The sequence below is a fragment of the Chitinophaga niastensis genome (assembly GCF_003014755.1).
In the GTDB taxonomy this organism is placed as follows: domain Bacteria; phylum Bacteroidota; class Bacteroidia; order Chitinophagales; family Chitinophagaceae; genus Chitinophaga; species Chitinophaga niastensis.
This window is the reverse complement of record NZ_PYAW01000007.1, coordinates 85,092-110,672: the sequence shown is the minus strand read 5'-3', so window position 1 is coordinate 110,672 and position 25,581 is coordinate 85,092. Positions and strand designations below refer to the sequence as shown.

Below are 25,581 nucleotides of genomic sequence, written 5' to 3'. Positions count from 1 at the left end.
CTGGCTTAACGCTGTAAAATAGTGTCTGCAAATGTAGGAAAAAAATACCGAAGATCGAACAAGGTATGCAGCAGGAATGCAGTGTGGGGCTGCATACCTTGTTAAATTTGTTATAGATTTCCCTGTAGCACCATATTGTCGATGAGCCTTACGCCATCCAGCCAGGCAGCAACCGCAGCAATTACGGGGCTGTTTCCGGGTGGTTGGTCGATGTGGTGGAGTGTGTTATCATCCAGTGTGAGGATCTCCACGTATTCGGGCTCAAAACCCTTTTTTTGGAGGTCTTCAAATGCTTCATGGGCACCTTCGAGGAAGTGGAGGCCTTTACCAAAATTACTTTTGAGGGTTTCCAGTGCCTGGAAGATAGCCACCGCCTTTTTGCGGGCAGCGGGAGAGAGGCGGGCATTACGGCTGCTCATGGCCAATCCGTCTTTTTCGCGTTCTGTGGGACAAATCATCAACGCTACAGAAGAGGTTGTTATAGTGAGTAAACGCCGGATAATGAGGCATTGCTGCAAATCTTTTTGTCCCATAAAAAGCTTATCAGGTTGCACAATGTCCAATAATTTGTGTACTATGCGGCCAACACCCTGGAAATGTCCGGGACGAAACTTACCTTCGAGAATGGTTTCGAGGTTACCGAAATCGTACTGAACGTCACTTTCCAACCCTTCCGGGTACATTTCTTCAACGGATGGTAAAAAAAGTATATCCGTTGAGGCATCATTTAATTTTTTAATATCTTCTTCAATTGTAATAGGATATTTTTCAAAATCTTTTGGGTCATTAAACTGTGTTGGATTGACAAAGATGCTGCAAACGACCACATCATTTTTTTTCCTGGCGGACTGAATAAGTGACAGGTGCCCATTGTGTAAGGCTCCCATAGTTGGCACAAAACCAATGCTTTTGTTACTTTTTCTTACCAGGTCCAGGTGCTTCTTAAGGTCGGTGCTGCGCTTAAATAGATACATAAATCATTGCTTAAAAGGATGTTAAAACTGACAGATTGGCCAATATTCCGTAAAAAATCCGTAATTTTGCAAGCCAAATTAAAAATTACTGCATTAATAATCAGCGTTAAATGTCCACAAAGAAAAGAATTCTTTTTATTGCCCAGGAGATGTCGCCGTATCTGGAATTAAGTGATTACGCGGCAATGGTCAATAAAATGGCAATTAAGTCCAATGAGGCTGGCCTGGAAGTGAGAGTGATCATGCCTAGATTTGGAATTATTAATGAGAGAAGACACCGTTTGCACGAGGTCGTAAGATTGTCGGGGATCAACATTGTGATAGACGGGGACGACTACCCGTTGATCATCAAGGTGGCTTCGCTTCCTAATGCACGACTGCAGGTTTACTTCCTGGATAATGAAGATTATTTCAAGCGTAAAACTGTATTTGCTGACGAAAACGAAGCGTTTTTTGACGACAATGCGGCCAGATCTGTCTTCTTTTGCAAAGGTGCACTGGAAACGGTGAAGAAATTCGGATGGCCTCCGGACATTATTCATTGTAGTGGCTGGATGACTTCCCTGATACCTATGTATCTGAAAACGGCTTATAAAAAAGAACCGGTTTTTGCCAATTCGAAAATCATCTATTCGATGTTGCCGAACACTTTCAAGGAAAAACTAGGTACTACTTTTGTTAAAAAGGCTACTATCAGCAACCAGATCAAAGAAAAAGATATGGAGTTGTTTAAAGAAGGAACAAATACTGCTTTGAACAGAGGTGCCAGTAAGTATGCAGATGCTGTAGTACTGGCAGGTGATAAACTGGAAAAGAAAGTCGTGGATGAAGTAAAGGCGGAAAAAGGAAAGATTATTTTACCTTACAAAAAGGATAATGAAGATCTTGGCGATTACCTGCAATTGTATAATCAATTGCTTGGTAAATAGCTGTTTTGAAGCATGTCTGGCAGTTTAAACAACACTCACTAACAACATAACGCGTGAAGATCAATTTCAGGAACCTTAGCTTCTTAGCCACCTTTATTACTGTACTGTACGGGGCATCTGGTTGTAATAAGTCTACTATTCTGGGTACAGGCCTTATTCCTCCGGGCGACTTCGTTAATGCGAAGGATACTACTATCTCAGGAATCATTGCCAACAATATACTGCGATACGATTCTTCTATCTTAAACGGAAGAAATGCCTACAAAAAAATCCTTGGTTCCATCACAACGGATCCTGTTTTTGGCAGAACTAACGCTTTCATATACACGCAGGTATCGTTACCCAAAAGTGCTTTTACTTTTGACGGTACAGGCGTTACACTGGATTCTGTAGTATTGTCGCTCAGTTACCTTGGTTATGCCGGGGACTCTTCCACACCGCAAACTTTCCGTGTATACCGTATGTCTGAACCAAACTTCAGAATAGACTCCAACTATGCCTACAATAAGCCCCTGCAATACAATACGGGCGAATTGCTGGGTACAGCAACGGTTACACCACTGCAAGTACGTGATTCCGTGAATATATACGGCAACAAAGAAACTGCACAGCTGCGCATCAAACTGAGCAACGCATTCGGAAACGAACTGCTGCAACAGAAGTCTGATGGCGCTTTTGCAACAGATTCCAGCTTCAGGGCTTACCTGAAAGGCTTTGCTATCGTACCGGATACGAACCTGGGTACTAACAGGAATATGTTTTATATAGATCTGAACAACAGCAATACCAAGCTGACAGTATTCTATAAAAACTCTACCAGTGATTCCCTGCGTGCTACGATGAGTTTTTACCAGTACGCCAGTGCGCACGCCAACTACTTTGTACGCAACTACAATGGTTCAGAAGCCAGCAGATTTATTAACACAGGCAACCCTAAAGGCGACAGTATCCTGTTCCTGAATGCCAGTCCTGGTTTGTATACGAAGCTCACCATCCCTGGTCTGGAAAATTTCCCGAATGCGCTTATTAATAAAGCGGAACTGGTCATTACGCAAATAACTACCGGGCCTGCTGATATGAATAATATATTTACTGAACCACAAAGCTTATCTTTGCGTCAATATACAAACGGTGACTCCACCAAAGTCCCTATTGACTATAATACCGGCGGTGCCGCTTACTTTGGAGGTACCAGGCAGGTAGTGACTAACTTTGGAGGTGTACAGATTGTACAGTACACTTTTAATCTGGGACGTTACATGCAAATGCTGATAAAGAAGCTGGAAACCAACCAGGGTTTTAAACTGGAAGGATATTCCCCGCTTTATATGGACGTAAATCGTCTGAAAGCTGGTGGCAGCAACAAATCGCAGTATAATATCAAGTTCAGAATTATTTATACAAAACCATAAAACTACTAATCCAATAAGTTTTTTATGCCTTATTTATTTACATCTGAATCCGTTTCAGAAGGACATCCTGATAAAGTAGCTGATCAGATATCTGATGCTTTGATCGATAATTTTCTGGCATACGATGCAAAATCCAAAGTTGCCTGCGAAACTCTCGTTACCACTGGTCAGGTTGTGCTGGCAGGAGAGGTGAAATCAGAGGCATACCTGGATGTGCAGGATATTGCACGTGAAGTGATCCGTAAAATAGGATACACTAAGAGTGAATACATGTTTGAAGCTAATTCATGCGGTATCCTCTCTGCTATTCACGAACAATCTCCCGATATTAACCAGGGTGTTGATCGTAAATCACCGGAAGAACAAGGTGCAGGTGATCAGGGAATGATGTTTGGTTACGCTACCCGCGAAACTGATAACTACATGCCGCTGGCACTGGATCTGGCGCATAAACTGCTGCTGGAACTGGCGGTACTCCGTCGTGAAAATAATGAAATCAAGTACCTGCGTCCGGATGCTAAATCCCAGGTTACTATTGAATATTCTGATGATAACAAACCGGTAAGGATTGATACCATCGTGATTTCTACACAGCACGATGATTTTGATGAGGATGAAAAGATGCTCGCGAAGATCAAGGATGATATGATAAAGATCCTGATCCCACGTGTTAAAGCGCAATTGAAACCATCACTGCAAAAGTTGTTTGACGGTTTTGATATCAATCACCACATCAACCCAACCGGTAAGTTTGTAATCGGTGGTCCTCACGGTGATACCGGCTTAACAGGTCGTAAGATCATTGTGGATACCTACGGTGGTAAAGGTGCTCACGGTGGTGGTGCTTTTTCCGGTAAAGATCCTTCCAAAGTAGACCGCTCTGCGGCTTATGCTACCCGTCATATCGCTAAAAACCTGGTAGCTGCTGGTGTTTGCGACGAAATACTGGTACAGGTATCTTACGCTATTGGTGTGGCTAAACCTTGCGGTTTGTATGTAAATACTAACGGTACCTCTAAAGTGAAACTGAACGATGGTGAAATTGCAAAGAAAATAGAAGAGATCTTTGACCTGCGTCCTTACGCTATTGAGCAAAGATTGAAACTGCGCAATCCTATCTACAGCGAAACTGCTGCTTATGGTCACATGGGCCGCGAACCTAAAACGGTTACCAAGGTATTCAACAAAGGTAAGAAGCATGAGAAGACAGTAGAGGTAGAATTGTTTACCTGGGAGAAGCTGGATTACGTTGATAAAGTGAAAGCCGCATTCGGTTTATAAGCAACTGAATGTTATATTGATAGTAGCAGCCGTTTCAAATTTTGAAACGGCTGTTTTGTTTATAGATATCTATGGTCTGAAAAAATAATTACATCCCTATTTCCTCACCCGGTGTTTCATATTCTAAAAAAAAAATTTCAAAAAAATTTCAAAATTTCTCAAAATTATTTATATATAATTAAAATAAATACAGTATATTTATTAGTAATATGGTTGATTAGCTTGGGTTTCAAGACAGATAAGCGAACTGGGTTTCCGATCCTGGCTTTTGGGATAAAAACGCATCTCATTTTATTTTATTCTGAAAATGATAACTTATTACGTATGTTTTTTGCTGGATAATAATTCAATATCGGCTGTCGTTAAGATGCTGTTTTGTATTTAAAATATTAGATATTCGCAAGCAGAAATTAATGAAAGCCCGCTTAATTATTTTCCGGAGATAGTTATCATGAGGTGCCTTTTTTTATTTTAATCTTGAATTACCTAAACCATATCAGAAGAAACATGTTGTAATTACCATGAGGTAGTTGCGCGCTTTTTATTGAAACCATATAAATAATTTTGAAGAACCATGACGCACCACATCACCTCACGACTGTCTATGTTGATAATCGCATTAGCACTTATTTTTTCTCTGGGAAGCTGCACTAAAGCGCAATTGGATGAGATTAAAAAACCAGCTACTTCTGCTGTCACACCAGTAACTCCGCCTCCTGCCAAAGGAACAGAATATACATTGGTGGCAGATAAGGATGGAAGACTGATCATTGATGCCTCCAAGGGTCCTTATAAAGGAGGAGATATAATTAACCTGAAGGGTAATTTTTCAGCAGTGTACATATCCAATCTTAACGGTGCTGCCGGTAATCCGATTATTATCCGCAATCTCAGCGGAACAGTTACAAAAATTGGTAATCCACTGTGGAGTGGCGGTTCCTGGTCAACTGCCATGAACTTTACGAACTGCCATTATATTAAGTTAGGAGGTCAAACATCAAGATCAGAATTTATTTTTGATTGTACTACCAAAACAGGTAGGGATGCTTACATGGATCTTACCTTGAGCAGGCATACTGATAATTTTGAGATCAGCAACATTACCATACTCAATGGAGGCACTGGTATCTGGGCTAAAACTGATCCGATTAAAGGAGATCTCAGCACATATTATCCTAATTCACAGATGGAGAACCTGCTGATACATGATGTTTCTATCAGCGGCACCTACAACGAAGCTATGTATATTGGCCATACTGCACTGTATTGGAATTTAACTGCCAATGCACCTTATTATGGCGCTCAATCAGGATTTACACCCGGACAGGAATATGTACAGCCTATTAAATGGCATAACGTTAAGATCTATAATAACCTGGTAAAAGACGGTGGTAAAGATGGTATTCAAACCGCGGCTATGGACCAGTTAGAAATATATGGCAATGAAGTAACTAACTGGGCTACGGAGCATGATTATGGTAATAATGGCGGTATCTTAGTAGGTGGCCGCACCACTAATACCAATGTGCACGACAACTACGTACATGATGCATGGGGTGAGCTTTTCCAGTTTTATGGTTCCGGCGAAAATGGTGCTACGCACATTGTTCGTAACAACCTTTTCAGAGATAGCCAGGGTGATGGTATGAGTTTAAGAGGTACTGCCAATGCGGTTATTCAGATCAGCAATAATACTGTTGCAAGAGTAAACGGTGTATTACTGCGTGTTAATGGCTACCTGGGCATGCGGGCACCGCAAATTGTTAAAGGAAATGCTTTCATTCAGCCTCGTTTGAGCGGTGCTACTATATACCCTAACGCGTATATATACACTGAAAATGGCGGTACTGTTACTGAAGGTACCGGCAAAGACGCTAATACCAGATTTGCTACTGTTGCCGCTGCAGGAGTAGATATCTATAATTTTTACCTGCCTAAATCCGGTTCCGCATTGCTGACCACCGGTTACAGAAAGATTTAGTATTATACAGACATTCGCATAATTTTTATAGCAGTAAATTAATAAGCTAAGGCTGTTCCGGATACCGGAACAGCCTTAGCTTATTAATATTAGCCGTGTATTTACACTCAAAGATTTCCTTTCTTCAGTTCATTTACAGCATAATCGCAGGCTCTTGCGGTTAATGCCATATAGGTAAGGGAAGGGTTTTGACAAGCGGAAGAAGTCATGCAACTGCCATCAGTGATAAAAACATTTTTAACGTCATGCAGTTGGTTTTGTCCGTTTAGCACGGATGTTTTAGGATCATTCCCCATTCTTGCAGTACCCATTTCATGTACACATTCTCCGCCTACATAATTATAGTCAAAGCCCGTTACATTGGTAAAACCACTGTTGTCGAGCATTTCAGCTGCACTATGCTGCATATCTTTTCGCATAGCTTTTTCATTTTCATGTATTTCAAATGAAATCTTTGCTAAAGGCAAGCCCCATTGATCCTTTTGTATTTTGTCAAGCGTAACCCGGTTATCAGCATAGGGTAGCGTTTCTCCCCAGGCCCCCAGCCACATAGCCCATTTACCCGGTGCAGCTAACTTGTTTTTGAAGTCTTTTCCAAATCCGTCTGCTGTAAGGCCGGTATCCATCCAGGCTTCCCGCTCTCCATATCCCTGGAATCCAAATCCCCTGATGTAATCCTTTCTTTGTGTATCTGCATTGATATTTCTGAATCGCGGGATATATATACCTGTAGGCCTTCTGCCCACATAGTATTTATCTTGCAGCCCCGTATAATCAGCCATTGCACCTACTTTGAAATGGTGGTCCATTAAATGGCGGCCTACCAGGTCGTTATTATTGCCTAAGCCATCAGGAAAAGCAGCCGAAGTTGAGTTCAGCAATACCAGCGAAGAGCCGATAGTAGATGCATTGAGAAAAATGACACGGGCATAGTATTCAAATACTTCTTTTGTTTCGGCGTCTATTACCCGCACACCGGTAGCTCTTTTTTTGTCCTTATCATAAATGATTGCTGAAACAACAGAAAATGGTCTCAGCGTAAAATTGCCAGTCGCCATCGCAGCAGGGAGTGTAGCAGCATTACTACTGAAATAGCCGCCATACGGGCATCCCCGGCTACATAAATTCCTGTGTTGACAAGGAATCCGGCCATTCCAGCCTTTGGTAAGATTGGCTACTCTTCCCATTGTTACACAGCGCCCATCGAACCGTTTTTTTACCTGGTCCCGGAAATGTTGTTCCAGGCAGTTAAACTCCATGGGGGGGAGGAACTGTCCATCGGGCAAGTGTGATAATCCTTCTGCCTGTCCGCTGATACCGGCAAAATGTTCTACATAGTCATACCAGGGAGCAATATCTTTATAACGGATAGGCCAGTCTACTCCATGACCGTCTTTTTGGTTAGCTTCAAAATCAAGATCACTGAGCCGGTAACACTGTCTGCCCCATGTTAGTGACCTGCCACCCACCTGGTATCCTCTGATCCAGCTAAAGGGTTTTTCCTGTATATAAGGATTCTCTTTATCCCTTACAAAAAAGTGCCGGCTGCCTTCGTCATATACGGTGCTTTGAATAGGGTCTTCTGCTTTATCCTTTTCTGTATTATTGAGACCATGTTTAAAATCCCATGGATTCAGCATAGTGGTAACATAATCTTTTACATGTTCCACATTTCTGCCCCTTTCCAGCACAAGCGTTTTTAATCCCTTTTCGCATAATTCTTTGGCGGCCCATCCACCACTGATACCAGAGCCAATAACAATGGCATCATAGGTGTTTTGCTGTGTAACTTTAATGTTCAGATGCATGAAGTAGAAATTAAGATTAATCTGTTGCCCAGCATTTTTGTCCGGGTTGTAATGTTACACAGCCTATGTATTTACCTGGTACATAATCATAAGCCAAACCACGGGTAGCGCCTATCTGAGAAGTACAGTAACCCATCACGGTATACTTCTTTAATATGATAAAAAAAGAATCTCCCATGAGTTTATGCGATACTTTCCCTGCTATCCCTTTGTAAGGCCTGTCGCGTTTCTCAAAATAGGCTGCAACGGCCTGCTGTTCGTTTGCCGAAGAGTCAACAAAAGAACGGTGGTATTTCCTGTAGGTGTATGCAGTCACTTCATCCAGGCCTTCAATAAATTTATTCTGCTCCTTTTTGGAGGTACAATCCATGACCATATTAATGATAAAAGCATCTACACCTGCTGCCTTTGCGCCAGGAGTATCTGTTTCAGGTATAATCGTTTCCGCCAGGGCAGCAATGAGCGCCCGGTATTCCGATAATTTACGCAGGTCAGGTGTTTTATAAAGTTGATGAAACCTGAAGCCTGATATGACGGCAGTACCTGCCCCTGCGAGTAAAAGAATACTACCAATTGCTTTTCTTCTGTTCATGTTGTATACATTGGGGGAAACAATAATCAGCTTTTTTTATACTGTAAGAGCCATTGATAGATACTCATTCCATCTGTACTATCGCGATAGGCAGGGTTATAGAATTCACTCCAGCAGCAATGTTTATGCTCATGGCGGGTAATCTTTACCAATCCTTTTTTATGATTATTGGTGCTGTCTATGCACCGCACGCTATTTTCAAGGTATTGCGGTTCTGCGGTACCAAAAAAGTACCAGGCATGAATATTTGCGTCAGCAACGTTTTTAAACTGCGTATAGTTAACCGGGTCCATAGGAGCCGGCGACATAGGAATAGTGGCCGCAATCATGCTGGAAAGTGCCTTGTTATCTGTCATTGCCATAGTAGTGCACCAGCCTCCGGCACTATACCCTGTTAAGTATATGCGTGAGCGGTCTATAGGATAACGTTTTAATACATCATCCAGTATAGATTTAAGGTGGGCGGGATTGATCCCCCAGTTTTCTGCCAGCGGAGCTAATACAATAAACTTATACAGCTTACCATCTGCTTTGTTAATGGCCTCAATTTTTTTTCCTTCATGTATTTCTCTGGCTACTCCTTCTCTGAATAATTTATTGATATCATGGCCGGCAATACTTTTGCCATGAAAACAAACGATTAACGGAAATTTTTCTTTTGGAGATCCTTTGGGTAGATGAAGCAATGCCGGCACATTATGCCATTGATCTGTTGGAACTGTTATCTCTATAAAATCCCCCAGGGTGTTTGTACTTTTTGAACTTAAACTTAAACTCGCCAACAGGCAAATCATTAAAACAAATTTCATACGGGTGCTATACTATTTACATTAATAAATGATTTTCACAGGGGGCTTAGTACCGGTGAGTTTATCTTTTAAACGGGTAAACCGTTGCTCTATGAAGTGAAAACTTAACCAGGCGCATAGGTACACCAGGGGAATATCTACTATAAATATCCAATATTTATTGGTATCATTTACCGGGATCCATCTTTCGATCAACTGTGTTTGAATAATCCAATGGAAAATGTACATGCCATAAGATACCTTTCCAATGGCCACCAGTTGATTGTTTTCCATCACTACCTGCAGCCAGGTGGCTAACCGGTTTTTATGAACAGTAACAAGTAGTAACAGCAAGGCTGCAAAGAAAATATTCAGCATTGTGTAATACCATACCTGCTGGTATTGTTCTGTATCACCAAAGTTATAGCCGAAGGATATGGCGAAAGAATGCCCGTGATGATCCAGGATGTAAGTGACTATACCAGCACACAGCATTACTATTAATATGCCTGTAAATGCCAGCTGTGGTCGTTTTATACGGTTGGCTAATTGAAACAGATTGATTGCGGTGCCCGCAAAAAATGCGTCCAGATGACTCAACGGGAACCAATAAATAATATCAAATATTTCGAATGATGATTTTCCGGATTGTAAAAGATAAGTGGAAAATAACCAGCGGAATATGGGCGTTGCAAATAATACAATAACCGTTAATACCCGGAGTGAAGATCTGGATAACAGGAAGATGATGAAAGGAAAAAATAAATAAAATTGTTCTTCCACGCAAAGTGACCAGAAATGAGTGTACACCGGGCTTTCATGCCAACTGCTGCTAATGCGCGTTAGATTAAAAGTATAAGAAAATAAATAGGGCAGATCATGCAGGTAATGCATGGGAAAAGCCGTAAACAGATATACTGCCAGGAATAAAACCAGGTATATATAGTAGATAGGAAATATCCGGAGAGAACGTCGTATCCAGAATTTTTTTAGCCTGGCGCCCAGTGATTCAGGCTTGTCCTTTTCTTTCAGGAGGATACTGCTGATAAGATATCCTGAAAGTACAAAGAACAATTGAACGCCTATCCATCCAAAACGGATGATATCAAAATGAAAGGCCATCACCAGCAATATTGCAATGGCGCGTATTCCATCCAGGCTTTTAATATAAGTTCTTTGCATTTATTCCAGGTTATTGAAAATAGGTAACACGTACATCTCGCGGTAATTGTCCGCTGAAATTTTTTAAGCGGTCAGCCAGACTTCCTGTCCAGGCAGGATCTATCGCATAAAAGGAAACCTCATCTGAACCACAGATCACATTATCACTGATCTTCCAGGTAGCCACTTTTTTCCACTGGTGCAGTAATGTACTATCAAACCAGCTATCGTATACGATGGCTATTTTTATTTGTTGTTTTTGCGTAAACTGTTGCAGAAAAGAGGAAGTATAATGCCCCTGTAATTTACTGGTAGCAACAATATTATTTCCCAATCCCCACATATCCAGTATCCGGTTATCTGACATATAGCTGACAGCACCGATATCATTCACTGCAATGGCAGTATGATGATAGCTTTGCTGTAGAAATCTCCCTATTTGATGTTGTTGTTCATATATATTCCGGCATGCCTTCGGCAGATTATTATAAGCACTCATGGCACGCAAGGGCAGGGGAGCCAGTGTAAATATTACCAGGAATAGAAGAACAAGCCGTTCCAGTAGTGATTGCGCAAATAATTTTGCCCTGCCATTTATCAGTTGCGGATAAAGTAGCAGGCTACCTGTTATTATACCCATCACTACCAGGTAAGCTTCATAACGGAATAACCAACCCACAGCAGCCAGTGCCAAATGTAAGAAGCAGGTAATGATAAATATACAGCCCAGTTGTTTCACCAGTTTTCCCGAAAATGTTTTCTGGGCATCTGTCTTTAATGTTAACAGTAAAACAGGAATGACAATGAGTAACCGGACCAGCACAGTACCCGATAGGGAAGATGCTCCTTCCGGAGCATACTGGTCAGAGAAAATATTCATCATGGTATTATTGCCATAAATAAGTTTATAGAGTACTATTTCCTGCAAACTGTTTTTGAGCTGTTCCAGGCCACCGCCTATATGGCTGGCCTTTAATAAAACGGAGTTCGGCAAAAAATAACCTCCCTGCTGCAGAGAGAGATAACCAAATAATACCATTGGTATCAGTGCGATAACCAGCAAGGCAAAGGTGGAAAGCCATTTTTTATTGTATATCCCCAGGATTACAATGGCTGCCAGTAAAAAAAGCGCTTCAAAACGTGCAAGGATAGCTAATCCGGCAATTAAAGCCGTTATGACCACTGTTTTCAGATCAGGGCTGTCTTGCCGCAAAAAATGAATTGTTTTATAAAGCAGCAGTACAGCCAACCACGCGTGCAGCGTATGTTCCATACCACATACTATCATTACGGTTAATGGTGTTAATATCACTATCAATAGTAAAATAATACACTGTGCTACGGGGCTCACATTAAATTGTCGTAATAGTTTGCCAGATGTTATCAGCAGCAGACATGCAAAAAAGGCATTTACAAAAAACGGCATCCACATACTGTTTATACTTAGCTTGAAGAGCCCCGCCAGAATGAGTGTATAAAGCGGCGAAGAACTTGCGGAACTAAATTCCTGCGGATTAATGCCCCAGGTACCATTTAGTGCAAAGTTTTTTGCAATGGTCATATGAATAAAAGTGTCATCCAGCGGATAGCAAAAATAGTCATTGGTAGCAAGTAAAATCTGTTGACAGGAAATAAATAATAACAGCGCCAGTACCAGCAATGCGATAAAAACGGGATAACGCTTTTGTATAAATAATTTCATTTTATTGTATGAATGCCATTTGAAAATTAAACAAGATTAAAAACAGGTGATTATTATTTTATACCTGCTTCTGCCTGTGATTGTAAAATAGCTTCTTCCAGTGAAATGCCAATGAGCCTTTCTACTTCATTTTTTGCCAGTCGTAATTCTTTTTCCACCATTACTTTTCTCACCATTTCTCCATTGTAATTCCTGTAGGCGGTATTATATTCTTCAACTGTAATGCCTTTTTCTCCCTTTGAGAATTTCTCTTCAATTTGTTTATACTGTGTCAAAACATCTTCAAGTAAAGGAGCCTGCAGTTCCAGCAATTTCTTAGCAGAAGCATACTGTTCATATGCATCCAGTACATCCGCTTTCAGCTTGCGCCTTGCTTCGTCCTGGGTATAATTAATTACTTTTTTATTGGTCTTCGCAATTTTCACATCATTGGGAATAGTAATGAAATTGCCCAACGGAATCATTAGCGAAAAGTTATATCGGGGAAAGAAGGCATTATTACTGGTGGCCTGGTTTTTAATCGTGTATTCATTAAGGTTACCTGCTGCAGTAAGTGTATTTAGCCAGGCGGCTTTTGCTTTAGTGACTTCATATGAATTGATTTCCCTTTTTGCGTCAAATACCGACAAGCCGGGATTCTCCATCGCTAACTGCACCAGCTTAGCTTTTAAGCGCGTTACTTCAGGGGCATCATTCAACTTCAGATACAGGCTGGACGCTTTATCCTGGGCTTGGGCAAATACACTGAAACAAATGCTGACGATAACAAAAAATACTTTTTTCATGCCTTATTGTTTAGAATTATTAAGATTATATTTTATTTTAACAGAGATAGCCAGCAGTGCATTTAAAAAAAGGGATGTTTCTACGAGGCCAGCTGCTTCTTGTGCATATTGTGCTACTATAATGGCAAACATGACTGATGCAATACCAATTAGCAGCAGTTTATTTAGTGGGTCATCATTTTTGAAATAGTTACTGACAGCATACTGCAGCCCTATGTACATATACAGGCAAATGATAATTAATCCTATCCAGCCAAGTTCAAGTACTGTATGTAAATATCCGCTATCCGTCTGGAAACCTGCCAGGGGGTGCCCCGGGTTAAAAAGCGTACCGTCATTTCCGGTGGTCATTATACCACCGCCAATAGGATGTGCGTAAATATATGGTTGTACACTATGTCTGTTTACATCCCGAAGGTTGAGTGATTCATCCTTTGTGCCTACAAAGGCAGAACGAATACGTACAACGGTAGCATTACCATAAAATGGTCCGAACAAAAGCGCAAGCATCCCCATAACAGATATACAGGCTGCTATAATTGTATTTCTGTTGTGCAGATTTACGAGAAAGAATAACATCAATCCCATCGGCAACATTACATATGCAGTACGGGTTCCTGAGAAACCTAATGCCAGGAGATGAACGCCGGTCATAAACAGCAGCAAGCATTTTTTTTGCATGCTGATCACTTCTCTGCCGGCGGTAAGCAATACCATCCCTATAATAGCGCCGCAAGCCATGAGTACACCAAATGCCGCCGGATCTGCCATAAAGGAAAATATCCGTGGTCTTCCCTGTATCATTACCGTGATAAATTTGTCCGGATATCTGTTGATATATGCCTGCTCAAAAGGTAATAGTCCTACTATTTGTTGCAAACAACCATATAAAGCCGCCAGGGTTGAAATGGTTAGCCAGAATTTAAAAAAAGCATGCACATCCTGCCAGCTATTTATCATGCGCATGGTGATGAACAGGAAGATCAGGTTGCGGATAAATACCCGTATGTAAACAACCCATCCCTGCATGGAAAACATGTTTGGATTAAAACATTGAATAAGCAGATAACATGTATACAAGTAGAGAATCAGTAATAATGGGTCTCTGAGATAATCTATATTTGATTTAGTACGTACTTTTTTGTCAAAAATAATTCCCATGAGAATCGTCAGTAGTAGCCCATCAAGGAATATTCCCACTGGCAGCTCTGCGCCACTCATGCGTTCCAATGCATGCACACTTAGAGATACAGTAATAAGTATGTAGTAACCTGCCCTGTAGTTTAGTAAACTAATCACGGCTACTACTAAACCCACTACACCTGCAAATACCGCAACGCTGATTTTATAATCCAGGGAAGATATATATGCGATAGCAGGTATTGCCAGTATCCATAGCACTATGATCAGATAATTTAAAATATTTTTTTTACCTCTGGGCATGTTAATGGGCGGAATAAGTTTATAAAAACATGATTTTTATAAAAATCATGATCATTGTTAATCCCGCAAAAATCAACACCAATAACTGGTGCAGCCGGGTGTTGATACTTTTTTCAGGTTTTTTTACTGCTTTGCTCATGCTGTTGGGTTTAATGTTTCACCATCAAATTGCGCTTTTGTTTTCTGTTTAAATGGGCCTATAAATAGAAAGTTCAGTTTCAGCATCCTGCATAAGCGATAGGTGATAATAGAAAGAAACACCGCCAGGGAGATCAGCACTATCATTAACAACGGAATGTTTGAAAGCGTGAAATTCCTTAATAAAAAATAACGGATGAAGGATACTATTGGTACATGTAAAACATAAATGTATAAAGAATAGTGTCCTGTTATTCTCAGAAAAGGCAGCCATTTATGTTTGTCCAGCAGGAAAGACAGCATAATTGTAAAAAGGCTGCCTACTACTGCTATAAAAGCATACATGAAAAGGTTCATATCCTGGTGATAAAGAAAATAATATTGTAATGAAATGAATACCGGTAACAGCATCAATAATGCATATCCGGAGGATAGCTTATGCTGAATTTTTTCATCAAAGAAATAAGGTGCGGCCAGATTTCCCAGGCAGAAAAAAATGTAATGGATCATAATATCATAGAAGGTACTGATCCTGTTTGCAAAAGGAGCCAGTGCTATAAATATTACAGCCAGTAATAATTGCCAGTAGTTGTTGTTTTTAAACAATTTGGACATGAACAGGTATAACAACGTAACATTAAACAAGGCAAACAAATACCAAAGCTGATTATTGGCACGTGGCTGAATGATAATATTGAGGTAATCCGCAACACCCCGTTGTGCGTGCGCTACTTCATGAAAAACCATCTGCAGGGTTATCTGCAGTATTGACCATAAAATATAAGGGTACAAAAGGGTATTTACTTTTGTTAATATGAAACCTCCCGTACCCCTTTTTGTCATGCTTTTGCCAAAGAACAATCCTGATAAAATAAAGAAAAGTGGCATTCTGAAACTATAAAACATATCGTTCAGATCCAGTATCCATTGATTTACATTGGCTCCATTGCTCTTCAGTCCAAATCCTACGTGGCGGTAAACAACCAATATAATGGCTATTCCTTTTGCATAGTCTATCCAGCCAAACCTGTTTGTCTGAGTGGAGCTGAAATTTAAAAGGTTCTTTATGCCGCTTTTGTTATTCATGAGGGATCAGATATTATAGTTCCAGGTATTCCTCCTGTACATTGTTAAGTACAGCACCAACAAATTTGCCATTTAAATTATGCAAAAATTCTATTGAATCCTTATCGGTTTGAGTTAATGCTACTTTGGAGGAGAATATCGCAATTACACCGTCTACATATGTAACTAATTCTTTGCTATCGGTGTAAGCATTTAAAGGCGCTCCTTCCATCAGAATAAAATCATAATGTTGTTTTAAGAAGCCTAAATGATTCAATAAATTATTTTGTGGTAATATTTCAGAGGGTGTATAATCGCCTCCTTTGCAGCCTATCACCTCAATTCCCGGGATAGGATAAGTAGTTACGATAGCTTTTATTTTCTCAATATTTATATCTTCCGGTGCTACTGAAAATGTTTCCAATGTTGGTTGTGCCTTCATTTGAACGGTAAGGTCATTATTACAGAAGTTGGTATCTATGACCAATACTTTTTTATTGCTCAAACTAAGGCTGTATGCGAGCGCCTGCATCAGGGTAGTTTTACCCTGCTGTGCTTCGGTACTGGTTAAAAGAAATACCTGCTTTCCGCTTTGTTCTACTTCATAACGCAGTTTGCGTAGTAACTCCCGGAATATATTCTGTCTTTTTTTAGATGTGTTCTGATCTTTAACGGATTGCTGTAATACGTCCAGGATGCTATATCTATGAAGATCTGCATGATTAACAGTGCTGATCAGTTTCAAGTCAATATGTCTTCCAAAAACGGATGGTGATTTAAGGGAAGAATCAAGGAATTCAAATAATAAAATAATGAATGCCGCGAGCATAAATGCAGAGATGCCTGCCATGCCCATTATGATCACCCTTTTGGATGATTCTGGTTTAAAGGATGGCTGTCCTTTCAGTATTTGTTTAAAGTTATTATTGGGTGCTGTCTGGTTATCCAGTGCCGCATTCAGCTTTTCTTTTAATTTATTGTATTCATCCTGCGCCATCGTGAGTTCATGTTGCAAACTGCTTACCGTAGCTTCTTTGGTGGCATAAGAACCTACTGAACCTTTGAGGGTATTAATCCTGCCTTCCAGGCTTTTAATATTCATGGAAGAGGCGCTCAACTGTGCCGAGAGGGTTGTTTTTTGTTGCACCAGTTGTTCTTTGGACAGTTCGGAACCGGTGGTAACAGTGGTGCTGGCAATAAGGTTTTGTAATTGTCCGCGTAAGGAGGTTATTTTATTTTTAATCGCGTCATCATTTGATCCTTTTTGAACATACTGATCATTCAGGTCATTGATCTGCTTCCGTAACGCAATAATTTCACTATTGGAATTACCGTACACCGGTTTTCCTTTGCTGCTTTCTGCGATTTGCTGTACCACACTTTGCAGCGAAGCGTTAAGTGTATTATAATTGGCTCTCTCATCGGACAAGCTTTTTTCAAACTGCTTGATCAGATCCAGTTGGTTGCCACTGGCTACTTCCACATTTAAGAGGCCTTCAGATGATTTGTACATCCGGAGTGCTTCTACTTTTTTATCCAGCTCTTCTTTCTTTTGTTTTACCAGTTCTCCAAATGATTCCACACTTTCAACAGATCTTTCAGACCGCAGGCTGCCATAATACCTGATAAACTCTCTGTAAAGGGTGTTTACCGTAAAAGCAGAAAGCTCCGGGTCTTCAGATTTAAACATGATTTCCAGGTAATCTGTACGCTGCATACGCGCCACGCTCAATTGTTTCCGGATGGATTCGTAATCATATTTATAGAGCTTTAGCAAAGCAAGTATGCTTCTTTCTGTTGTGTTATAGGAGGAGAGGACTTGTAAGGAATCCAGTTTGTCCTGGCATACTCTTATCGCATCTGCTGTATTAACAGCGGTGTAATCTTCTTTACTCCTGTCTGCTTCATTCAGTATTTTAAATGGCTTGTTATTTTTCAGATCGTGCAGCAGTAAGTTGTAAGATAGCATGCCAATTACTACGGGCGAGTTAATGGTTTCAATGACGTTGTCAAATTTAATATCTGCTTCAAACACATTAATATTTTCATCACGCAGTTTTATCTGATCATTTGTGGTGAACCCGGTTGAAATCTGAGTATTTGATACGTATAACTTTGGCTTACCTAATGTAAAAGCGAAAGCCCCTGCTATCGCGAGTAATGAGCTGATGATGATCCACCACTTTTTCTTCAATAGCGCCTTAATGAAATATATTATATCCATATTAATTAAAATTATTTAACACTTGTGCTGCCCAAAAAAATCCGGAGCAAGTCCGGATTTTTTTGGGACAGTCAGCGTAACCTATTTATTGCTTGAATAATTTGACAACTTTTGGATTATTTGAATTACCTGTTATCCTAAGTATATACATCCCCGTTGTTTGCACACTGTGTGCAGTATTGATACGAAGGGTAGAGATACCTGTTTGTACTGATGGTGTAAATACTGTCTGTAATAACTTGCCGGAGAGATCGAAAATTTCGACTTTAACACTGGTGGCTTTCTTCAGTTCAATATCCACATTAAACTGAGTGGTGAAAGGATTTGGATAAACCTTAACAGTGCCAAATTCTTCTTTCTCTTCATTTTTACTCACTACTACCGGAGCAGCTGATAGCAAAGTATTGCGTGCTAATGGTTGCAGTGATGACGGACCATTTTCATGCTGTGTAGCCGGATCAAGGTGTCCCTGAATAGTCAGCGCTGCAATCAGGCCATAACCGGAGGTTGCTGTACCCGGATCAATATCAATAACAATGTTGCCGTTCTGGTCAGGCGCAATGTCATACAAGGTAACTGTACCACTCTTATTCAACGCAGCATTCAGGTAAGTCATCCTGGTACCGTTTACGGTATACTTTGTTGTAATGTCTGTCACTTCAACTGAGCTGGAAAAGAATACCAGGTTATATCTCAACGTTTGATTAAGACCGGTAACATTGAACCGGGCATGGTTTCCAGGGAATACACCATAGTTTTCAATCATCACATTATCAGGATAGATACCGCTGTTATTACCTGTATTGATGCCTGCAGCATATGTACCATCAAAGTTATTGATAATTTCGATACCCACACCTGTTGGGGCACTATTACCATCTTTCATGTTGCTGAGCACTACACCAAGCTGAGGGGGTACATTGGTATTATTCCATGGTGCCGGTGCGGCTTTCGACTGGCTGAAATTCACCAGTATCTTAAATGCCAGGGTAGTAGCTGAGCTCATATTGCTATAGCCAGACTGCCCCCCCCCGTTTATTGCACGTACTTTATAATAGTATTTTGTATTGGCAAGTAAGCCATTGTCTGTATAACCAGTTACATTGGCGCCTACTGTGGTTACCAGTGCGTAACTGCTACCGGAAACAGCTCTCCATACTTCATACCCGGTTTCGTTATTGGCCCTGTCTGACCAGGTCAGTGTGATCTGTTTGGGATCATTGGCGCGGGCTACGAGGTTCAACGGATTTACTATTGCCAAGGTATTGTCGTAAGACTCTACCACCATTGCATTCAGGTAGGCGTAACTAGCGCCGCTGGCTTTGCTTACCTGTATGTTTACTTCACCACTGCTATTAGCCGTAATACGATTTATCTGAACAGTTTTGCTGGTGTTATAGGAAGCATTCAGTGTCAGCGTAGTACCATTGATGACAAAAGTAGTGGTGCCGTTAATGCCATAGTTTACACTGCTAAAGAATACGAAGTTGTACCGTTTGTTCTGATCCAATCCGGTCACCTTAATGGTATGTAAAGTACTGCTACCTTCATATATAGCAGATTGCATTACTGCATCAGGGTAAATACCGGTGTTTTCGGAAGTGCTCATACCAATGTTAGGTGCATCATTTTCCCAGTTTTCCAGGAAGGTCATGCCCATGTTGGTGATAGTACCAGTTTCATCTACTGCATTTGTGATTTTAACGCCTCCGTACGGGAAGCCTGAAATATTATTCCATGGCGCACCGGCAGGATTGGTAGATGCAAAGTTGAAATAAGTGCTGGTAGTATTGGCATCGGTTACGTTTACGTTGAATGTTTGTTGTGCAGATGCACCCAGGTTATCTGTAGCAGTAACTGTTATCGGATAGCTGCCAAGATTGTCAACAGAAGGATTGAAGGTAAATGTACCTGCACCGCCGCCGTTATCTGTGAACGAGCCAAAGTTTGGTAAGCCGGTAACACTGAGGGTAACTACATTTTGTCCGTCGCCCTTTGCAGTTATGTTAACCGTTTGTGTAGCACCTGCTCTTACTTTAACATCTGCAATTGTAGTAATTACCGGAGGTTTAGCTGGTATGCTTACACCTGCAATATTTGAAAATGCTGAAACACCGTTACTATTTACTGCTCGGACCTTATAGTAATAGACATGACTACCTTGTGTGGTGCTGTCGTTATAGCTGGTAACACTTGTCCCTGGAAGACTTTGCAGTAAAGTATAGGTCCCCAGACTATCAGCAGCGCGATGTACTTCGTAACTGGTAGCATTGTAGGCCAAATTGGTCCAGTTCAACAAGGCCACGCCATTCTGTTGTGTTACTGTCAGATTGTTAGATGCAGCAGGTTTGGTGCCGTCATTTAATATGGCGTCTACTTCAAAGCCATTCAAATAACCTACCAGCGTACCATTGGCTACTGATGCAGTAAAAGTGATTTCACCGCTGAGATTAGGTCTGATGGTATCAAAATTCACAGTAGTGGATGTATTGCCCTGTACTGCTACTGACTTGCTTACGCCATTCATCGTAAATACGGTAGTACCATTGTTTGCCTGGACAGACCAGTTACTGCCGGCCATGAACTTGAAGGAATACTGTCTTGTTGTATCCAGGCCAGTCAGCTTCATGTCAATACTGTTGGCAGAAGTGAATATGCCAGGATATGAACCGAAGAAGTAGTATTCTTTTAATACAACATCCGGGAACACACCACTATTGTTGCCTGTGTTGCTACCTTCATTCCAGGTAAACCAGTTGTCGCTTTGGATCCGCAGGTTTGCGCTGGTAGCATCTCCATTATCATTCAACAGACCGTAGGTATCTTTTCCGGTGATATTGTTCCATGGCGCTGGCGCGTCTGTCTGGTGCTTGAAGCGAACAAACAGTTTGTAGTTAGGATTTTTAGTAATTACAGTAACGGTTAATGTTTTAGTGTCTATTCCGCCATTATTATCATCTGTTTTTACTTTCACGGTGTAAGTACCGGCATCAGCATAACCAGGTTGTATATTCAGTGTAGCTGTGCGGTTATTGCCGGTGATAGTGATGAAAGAAGGGAAACCGATACCACTCCATCTTAAGCTGTCACCTGCATTCTGATCAGTTGCACTCAGCGAAAGTTGTTGTTTATCGCCTTCATTCAGTGTTACGTTAGGAATGGCAGCAATAACAGGACTGTAGTTATCATTAATCGTGAGATTGAATACTGTAGAGTCTTTTCCGCCATGATTATCTGCTGCATACACAGTCAGGTTAATATAAGTGCCCTGTAATGTAACAGATGGTGCTACATTCAGATAAACGCCTGTGATATCCTGTACCAGTGTTACAAAGGCCGGCAAATTAGCCGTCGTATAAGTAATAGGATCTCCATCAGCATCTTTTGCATTTATATTAATGCGGCTTACCACATCATATCGTGCAGACTGATTAGCAATAGGATCAAGTACAGGCGGTGTGTTCAATGTTTGACCTGTAGCATTTGCTGTGAAAGCAGAGTTGCCACCATCGCCTGTAGCTCTTATTCTGTATACGTACTGCTGATTAGCAAAGAGTGCAGAATCTTTGTAGGCGCCGTTACCATTGGTTGCAGGACCTACGTTGGTGAGCAACAAAAAATTATTGGTAGCGCCAAAGGAACGTTCAATCCTGAAACCGGTAGCATTGGTAGCATTATCTTTCCATGTAAGATTGATAGTGTTGGGAGAAGTTCCTGTAGCTACCAGGTTACTAGGCGCAGCTGGTGGTGCCGGCAATGGTGCAGTTAACGCAGTAGGCAACGGTAATGAATTAGTTGCCAACTGGCCAATTTCACCCTGGCTGAGTGCCTGGTTTATAACGGTGAAATAATCAATATTACCATTGTAAAAGACACCAGTGCTGTTGAAGGCATTGGTGCCGTTATTTTGACCGACCCTTGAATCGTTTGTGGTTGTATTTACTATACTGAAGCTGGTATTAGCAGACGCTGATAATGCACCGTTTATATACAGGCGTAAAGAACTGCCTGTGTAAACAACGGCCACATGTGTCCAGTCGGTGCTGGTAAATGCTGCTGAAGCGGTTACGCTTGTATTGCCGCTTGCAATAGCTGCTTCCAGTTTATTGGCATTAATGCGAAGCGCCAGGCCATTGTCGCTGCCTCCCATATCAAAAATGATACGGTTGTTGTCCAGTGCATTTGCTTTGATCCACAAGGCTACTGTTCTGACACTAAATGTATCATGCAGGAACCCTGAAGCAGTGCCGCCGATAGATGCATAATTGCTGGTGCCGTTAAATGCGAGAGAATTAGTACCTTCTTTACTGATGGTGCTGAAAGTAGTACCGGATCCGGTCATAGCGTTGTTACTATAACTTACATCTTCGTACGAGTTGTTCAACAGCCATACAGCGGTATAAGGATACCCACCTACCATTGCTGATTCACCAAATTTGCCTATTGCTTTTATTTTATAGAAATAACGGGTACCAGGTGCAACATTGATATCATCGAAGGTGGTAACCTTCGCATTTACTTTTCCGATAATACCAAAGGTGCCGGTATTGGTAAGGCTCCGGTATATTTCAAAGCCGGTTTCATTATTACTGTTATCTACCCAGTTGAGCGTAATCTTATTGAAGCTCACTGCTGTAGCACCCAGGTTACCTGGCGCTGCCGGTGCATTTCCCGGAATAGTAAGTGTATCGCCGAGGTATTGATTAGGAATCGTTGTAAGTGAATTGATGCCTAATTGTGTACATTTCCAGCGCAGTATCATTGACTCACCGCCACCTGCCTGGAAGTAAGTAGCTGCTATTGGATATACGCCTGGCTGCAGGTTGAGTGGTGCACTGCTCACAGAAACAGCTCCGTGTAATCCGTCATTGTTTACGGTTGGAACAGCTGACGCGGTGTAGGCTTTATTAAAATAAAACCGGCTGCCATCGTCTGAAGTTGTTTCAAATGTATAGGTGCCCGCTATTGGTATAGTAATGAAACCTTGCCAGAGGAGTCCGTAATTGACATCCTGCAGGCGAGGGGTAAGGTCTACATTGGCAACATTACCTGTAGTTATTGGTGTCAGGGCATTAAAATCAGGTAAGGTACTCCAGGAGCCCTGGTAGTATTTATAGGTTAAGCCTTTATTAACGGTACCGGCAGTTACCTGGCCACTTGGAGTTGACTGGTTACCGGCAGCATCTCTGGCTATCACATAAAAGTTATAAACCTGACGTGTTACTAAGCCGTAAGCAGTGGCAGTTAAAATATTACCTGCAAAAGAATAGGCTTTCATATTGTTGATATACAGATCGTAACCGGTTACCGCAATATTATCAGTGGCTGCGGCCCAGGTTAAGGTAACGGAATTGTTGGTAGTGCCTGTTACGGTGAGGTTGGCAGGCGCTGTAGGAGCCGTTGTATCCGCTGATGTTTTACCATTTGCTTCTACTGAAACAGGTGCTGCACCATTACCATTTATTGGCCGTATAACGTAGTAATAGGTGGTATTAGGATTAAGACCATTATCGGTATAGGTAAGCACATCAGTGTTTACTTTTGCCACCAGCTTGTAAGGCCCGCCGGTAGTAGCACTGCGATATACTTCAAAGGCAGTTTCGTTGTATACCGGATTGGGTTTATCGATCCAGTTAAGAAGAAGTGATGTTTGTGATTGTGTGCTTACTGTTAAGCCGCTGATGGCGTCAGGAGGATTAGCGCCTGAAGCACTGACAACAGTGTAAGGAGCAGAGAAATTACTGCTGCAGCCGTATTGTTCCGTAACACGTGCAATGTAACTACCAGGGCCTACTGCAATAGAAGGAGTAGTTCCAATGTCCTGAGGATTACCTGTTTTCTGCCATTCATAAGTAACGTAACCGGCAGGTAGGTGCAGCGTAACGGTGGTACTGCCATCCGGAGCCGGTAATACATTACTGGCCAAAGGATCAATAGTGATTGGCGGTGTTTGGGTAGCTGTTTTAGGCGTTATCTGCAACGGGGTAGGAGAGAATTCAGACCATACAGTACCTCTCTTTACTCTTACGCTATAGGTACCAAATGCGGTAACGGTGGTTTGGTTAGTAGTGGCGCCATTAATGGTAACGCCATCTTTTTGCCATTCATAACCATCAAACCCTGGCGCAATACCGATTACAACATTGATCGTGTCGTTGGGACAAAATGTGGTACGCCCAAAAAGCGCCCAGGGCTTGAGTATACTGGCCCTGTTCATGAAAGGAATAAAGTCTGGTTCCTGCCATGCAGAGTCCCAGGTATTGTGCCCTAAAGTAGGGTATAGCTTATAAGTGAAATTACCTCCTGCAGTGTGTTCTGTGTTGACCATTTGTTGTGCTGTATAGGGTGCCGGCGCACCATCTTTTCCACCCTGGAATAGCCATACAGGCGTAAACTTGAAACTATTAATACCAGAATTATAGCCGATAGCTATTCCACTCATAGGTAAAGCACCAGCTACTAATTTTGGATATCTCAGCATGAATTCCCAGGTAGCATAACCACCTTCAGAAAGCCCATTCACGGTTACCCTGTTAAGGTCCGCTTTCACCTCTGTAGCCATGATGTTCAGTAATTCGGCTACGTTATCATAATAGTTAGTACCCCATGTGCCATCTGTACTCTGTGGATATAATAGAAATCCATCATAGAGGCCGTTATTTACGGCAGCATTAAAAACATCTCCGCCATGAGACAGTTGAAAGTCATTATCATAAATAGGAGCGCCTTCCCCACGTCCGTGGTAGAAGACATAAACAGGATATTTTTTTCCATCCACCACACCAGGTTGGTAGGTTTTAGGGAATTTCAAACGAAAAGCCATTCCCTTATAAAAGTAGGCTTTGAACCCATTGGTATTCCACCACGTTACCCTGACGGTTTTCACCCATTTACCAATCTGCCCGTAAGGAGGTTGTGCTGGTGGGGAGGCGGAATTATATATAACTATTGGATCATTCGGATTCAATACCGATTGTGCAATAGTTTTTCCTGTTATAAATAATAACAGGAAACTAATAATCAGGGGTAAAAGTCTTTTCATAATAGTTTGTTATATGAACACGTATGACAAATGCCAAATTAAAATCAGGAAAATGCGGCATGCGCTTACAGCAAGTACCGTTGGCAAATCAGAGGAGATGGTAAAAATAAATTCAGGTTGTGGAAATATGGCACAACTACCAGTGGCTTTGTCTAAGGAAGAGGTCTCAAAACTATTAAGTGTATGAACCAGGAATGCACATTGATAAAGCTAAACAAGCACTGGCAAGAGATGGCAGCCCGCTTTGCATTATTAA

The 25,581-nt window shown here is 41.4% G+C and carries 15 protein-coding genes; 4 read left to right on the top strand and 11 right to left on the bottom strand.

Going from position 1 to position 25,581, the window contains the following annotated elements; translation table 11 throughout:
- Positions 1-110: 110 nt before the first annotated feature.
- Complete coding sequence (gene panC, locus CLV51_RS24490; RefSeq protein WP_106530741.1) at positions 111-974, bottom strand: pantoate--beta-alanine ligase; 864 nt, start codon at positions 972-974, stop codon at positions 111-113.
- Between the two features lie 110 nt (positions 975-1,084).
- Between panC and CLV51_RS24485 the strand changes: the two genes are divergently transcribed.
- The 4 genes from CLV51_RS24485 (at position 1,085) to CLV51_RS24470 (ending at position 6,577) form a co-directional block, all read left to right on the top strand.
- Positions 1,085-1,903 (top strand): glycogen/starch synthase, encoded by an 819-nt coding sequence (locus CLV51_RS24485; RefSeq protein WP_106530740.1) that lies wholly within the window; start codon positions 1,085-1,087, stop codon positions 1,901-1,903.
- Between the two features lie 53 nt (positions 1,904-1,956).
- Positions 1,957-3,315: a DUF4270 family protein gene (locus CLV51_RS24480; RefSeq protein WP_106530739.1), complete on the top strand. Its 1,359-nt coding sequence runs from the start codon at positions 1,957-1,959 to the stop codon at positions 3,313-3,315.
- A gap of 24 nt (positions 3,316-3,339) precedes the next feature.
- Positions 3,340-4,596 carry a methionine adenosyltransferase gene (gene metK / locus CLV51_RS24475; RefSeq protein WP_106530738.1) on the top strand — a complete coding sequence of 419 codons (1,257 nt, stop codon included), beginning with the start codon at positions 3,340-3,342 and terminating at the stop codon, positions 4,594-4,596.
- A gap of 574 nt (positions 4,597-5,170) precedes the next feature.
- Entirely contained in the window at positions 5,171-6,577 is a 1,407-nt protein-coding gene (locus CLV51_RS24470) for a right-handed parallel beta-helix repeat-containing protein (RefSeq protein ID WP_245898940.1), read from the top strand.
- Positions 6,578-6,684: 107 nt separating this feature from the next.
- On the opposite strand, the gene CLV51_RS24465 is transcribed toward CLV51_RS24470, so the two are convergent.
- From CLV51_RS24465 to CLV51_RS24420, 10 genes are all read right to left on the bottom strand, one after another.
- Positions 6,685-8,385: a GMC oxidoreductase gene (locus CLV51_RS24465; protein ID WP_106530737.1), complete on the bottom strand. Its 1,701-nt coding sequence runs from the start codon at positions 8,383-8,385 to the stop codon at positions 6,685-6,687.
- Positions 8,386-8,401: 16 nt separating this feature from the next.
- Positions 8,402-8,977: a gluconate 2-dehydrogenase subunit 3 family protein gene (locus tag CLV51_RS24460; protein ID WP_106530736.1), complete on the bottom strand. Its 576-nt coding sequence runs from the start codon at positions 8,975-8,977 to the stop codon at positions 8,402-8,404.
- A 26-nt stretch (positions 8,978-9,003) separates the two neighbouring features.
- On the bottom strand, positions 9,004-9,786 hold the full coding sequence (locus tag CLV51_RS24455; RefSeq protein WP_106530735.1) for a carboxylesterase family protein: 783 nt from the start codon (positions 9,784-9,786) through the stop codon (positions 9,004-9,006).
- Positions 9,787-9,807: 21 nt separating this feature from the next.
- Complete coding sequence (locus CLV51_RS24450; protein WP_106530734.1) at positions 9,808-10,947, bottom strand: acyltransferase family protein; 1,140 nt, start codon at positions 10,945-10,947, stop codon at positions 9,808-9,810.
- A gap of 10 nt (positions 10,948-10,957) precedes the next feature.
- Positions 10,958-12,628, bottom strand: a complete 1,671-nt coding sequence (locus CLV51_RS24445) for a hypothetical protein (protein ID WP_106530733.1) — start codon at positions 12,626-12,628, stop codon at positions 10,958-10,960.
- Between the two features lie 53 nt (positions 12,629-12,681).
- Positions 12,682-13,413 (bottom strand): TolC family protein, encoded by a 732-nt coding sequence (locus CLV51_RS24440; protein WP_106530732.1) that lies wholly within the window; start codon positions 13,411-13,413, stop codon positions 12,682-12,684.
- Between the two features lie 3 nt (positions 13,414-13,416).
- Positions 13,417-14,856, bottom strand: a complete 1,440-nt coding sequence (locus CLV51_RS24435) for an O-antigen ligase family protein (protein ID WP_106530731.1) — start codon at positions 14,854-14,856, stop codon at positions 13,417-13,419.
- Between the two features lie 135 nt (positions 14,857-14,991).
- A complete protein-coding gene (locus CLV51_RS24430) occupies positions 14,992-16,080 on the bottom strand; it encodes an acyltransferase family protein (protein WP_106530730.1) in 1,089 nt (362 codons plus the stop codon).
- 13 nt (positions 16,081-16,093) lie between these two features.
- Positions 16,094-18,283, bottom strand: coding sequence for an exopolysaccharide transport family protein (locus CLV51_RS24425; RefSeq protein ID WP_106530729.1), 2,190 nt, complete (start codon positions 18,281-18,283; stop codon positions 16,094-16,096).
- 85 nt (positions 18,284-18,368) lie between these two features.
- Entirely contained in the window at positions 18,369-25,325 is a 6,957-nt protein-coding gene (locus CLV51_RS24420) for a fibronectin type III domain-containing protein (RefSeq protein WP_106530728.1), read from the bottom strand.
- Between the last annotated feature and the right edge of the window lie 256 nt (positions 25,326-25,581).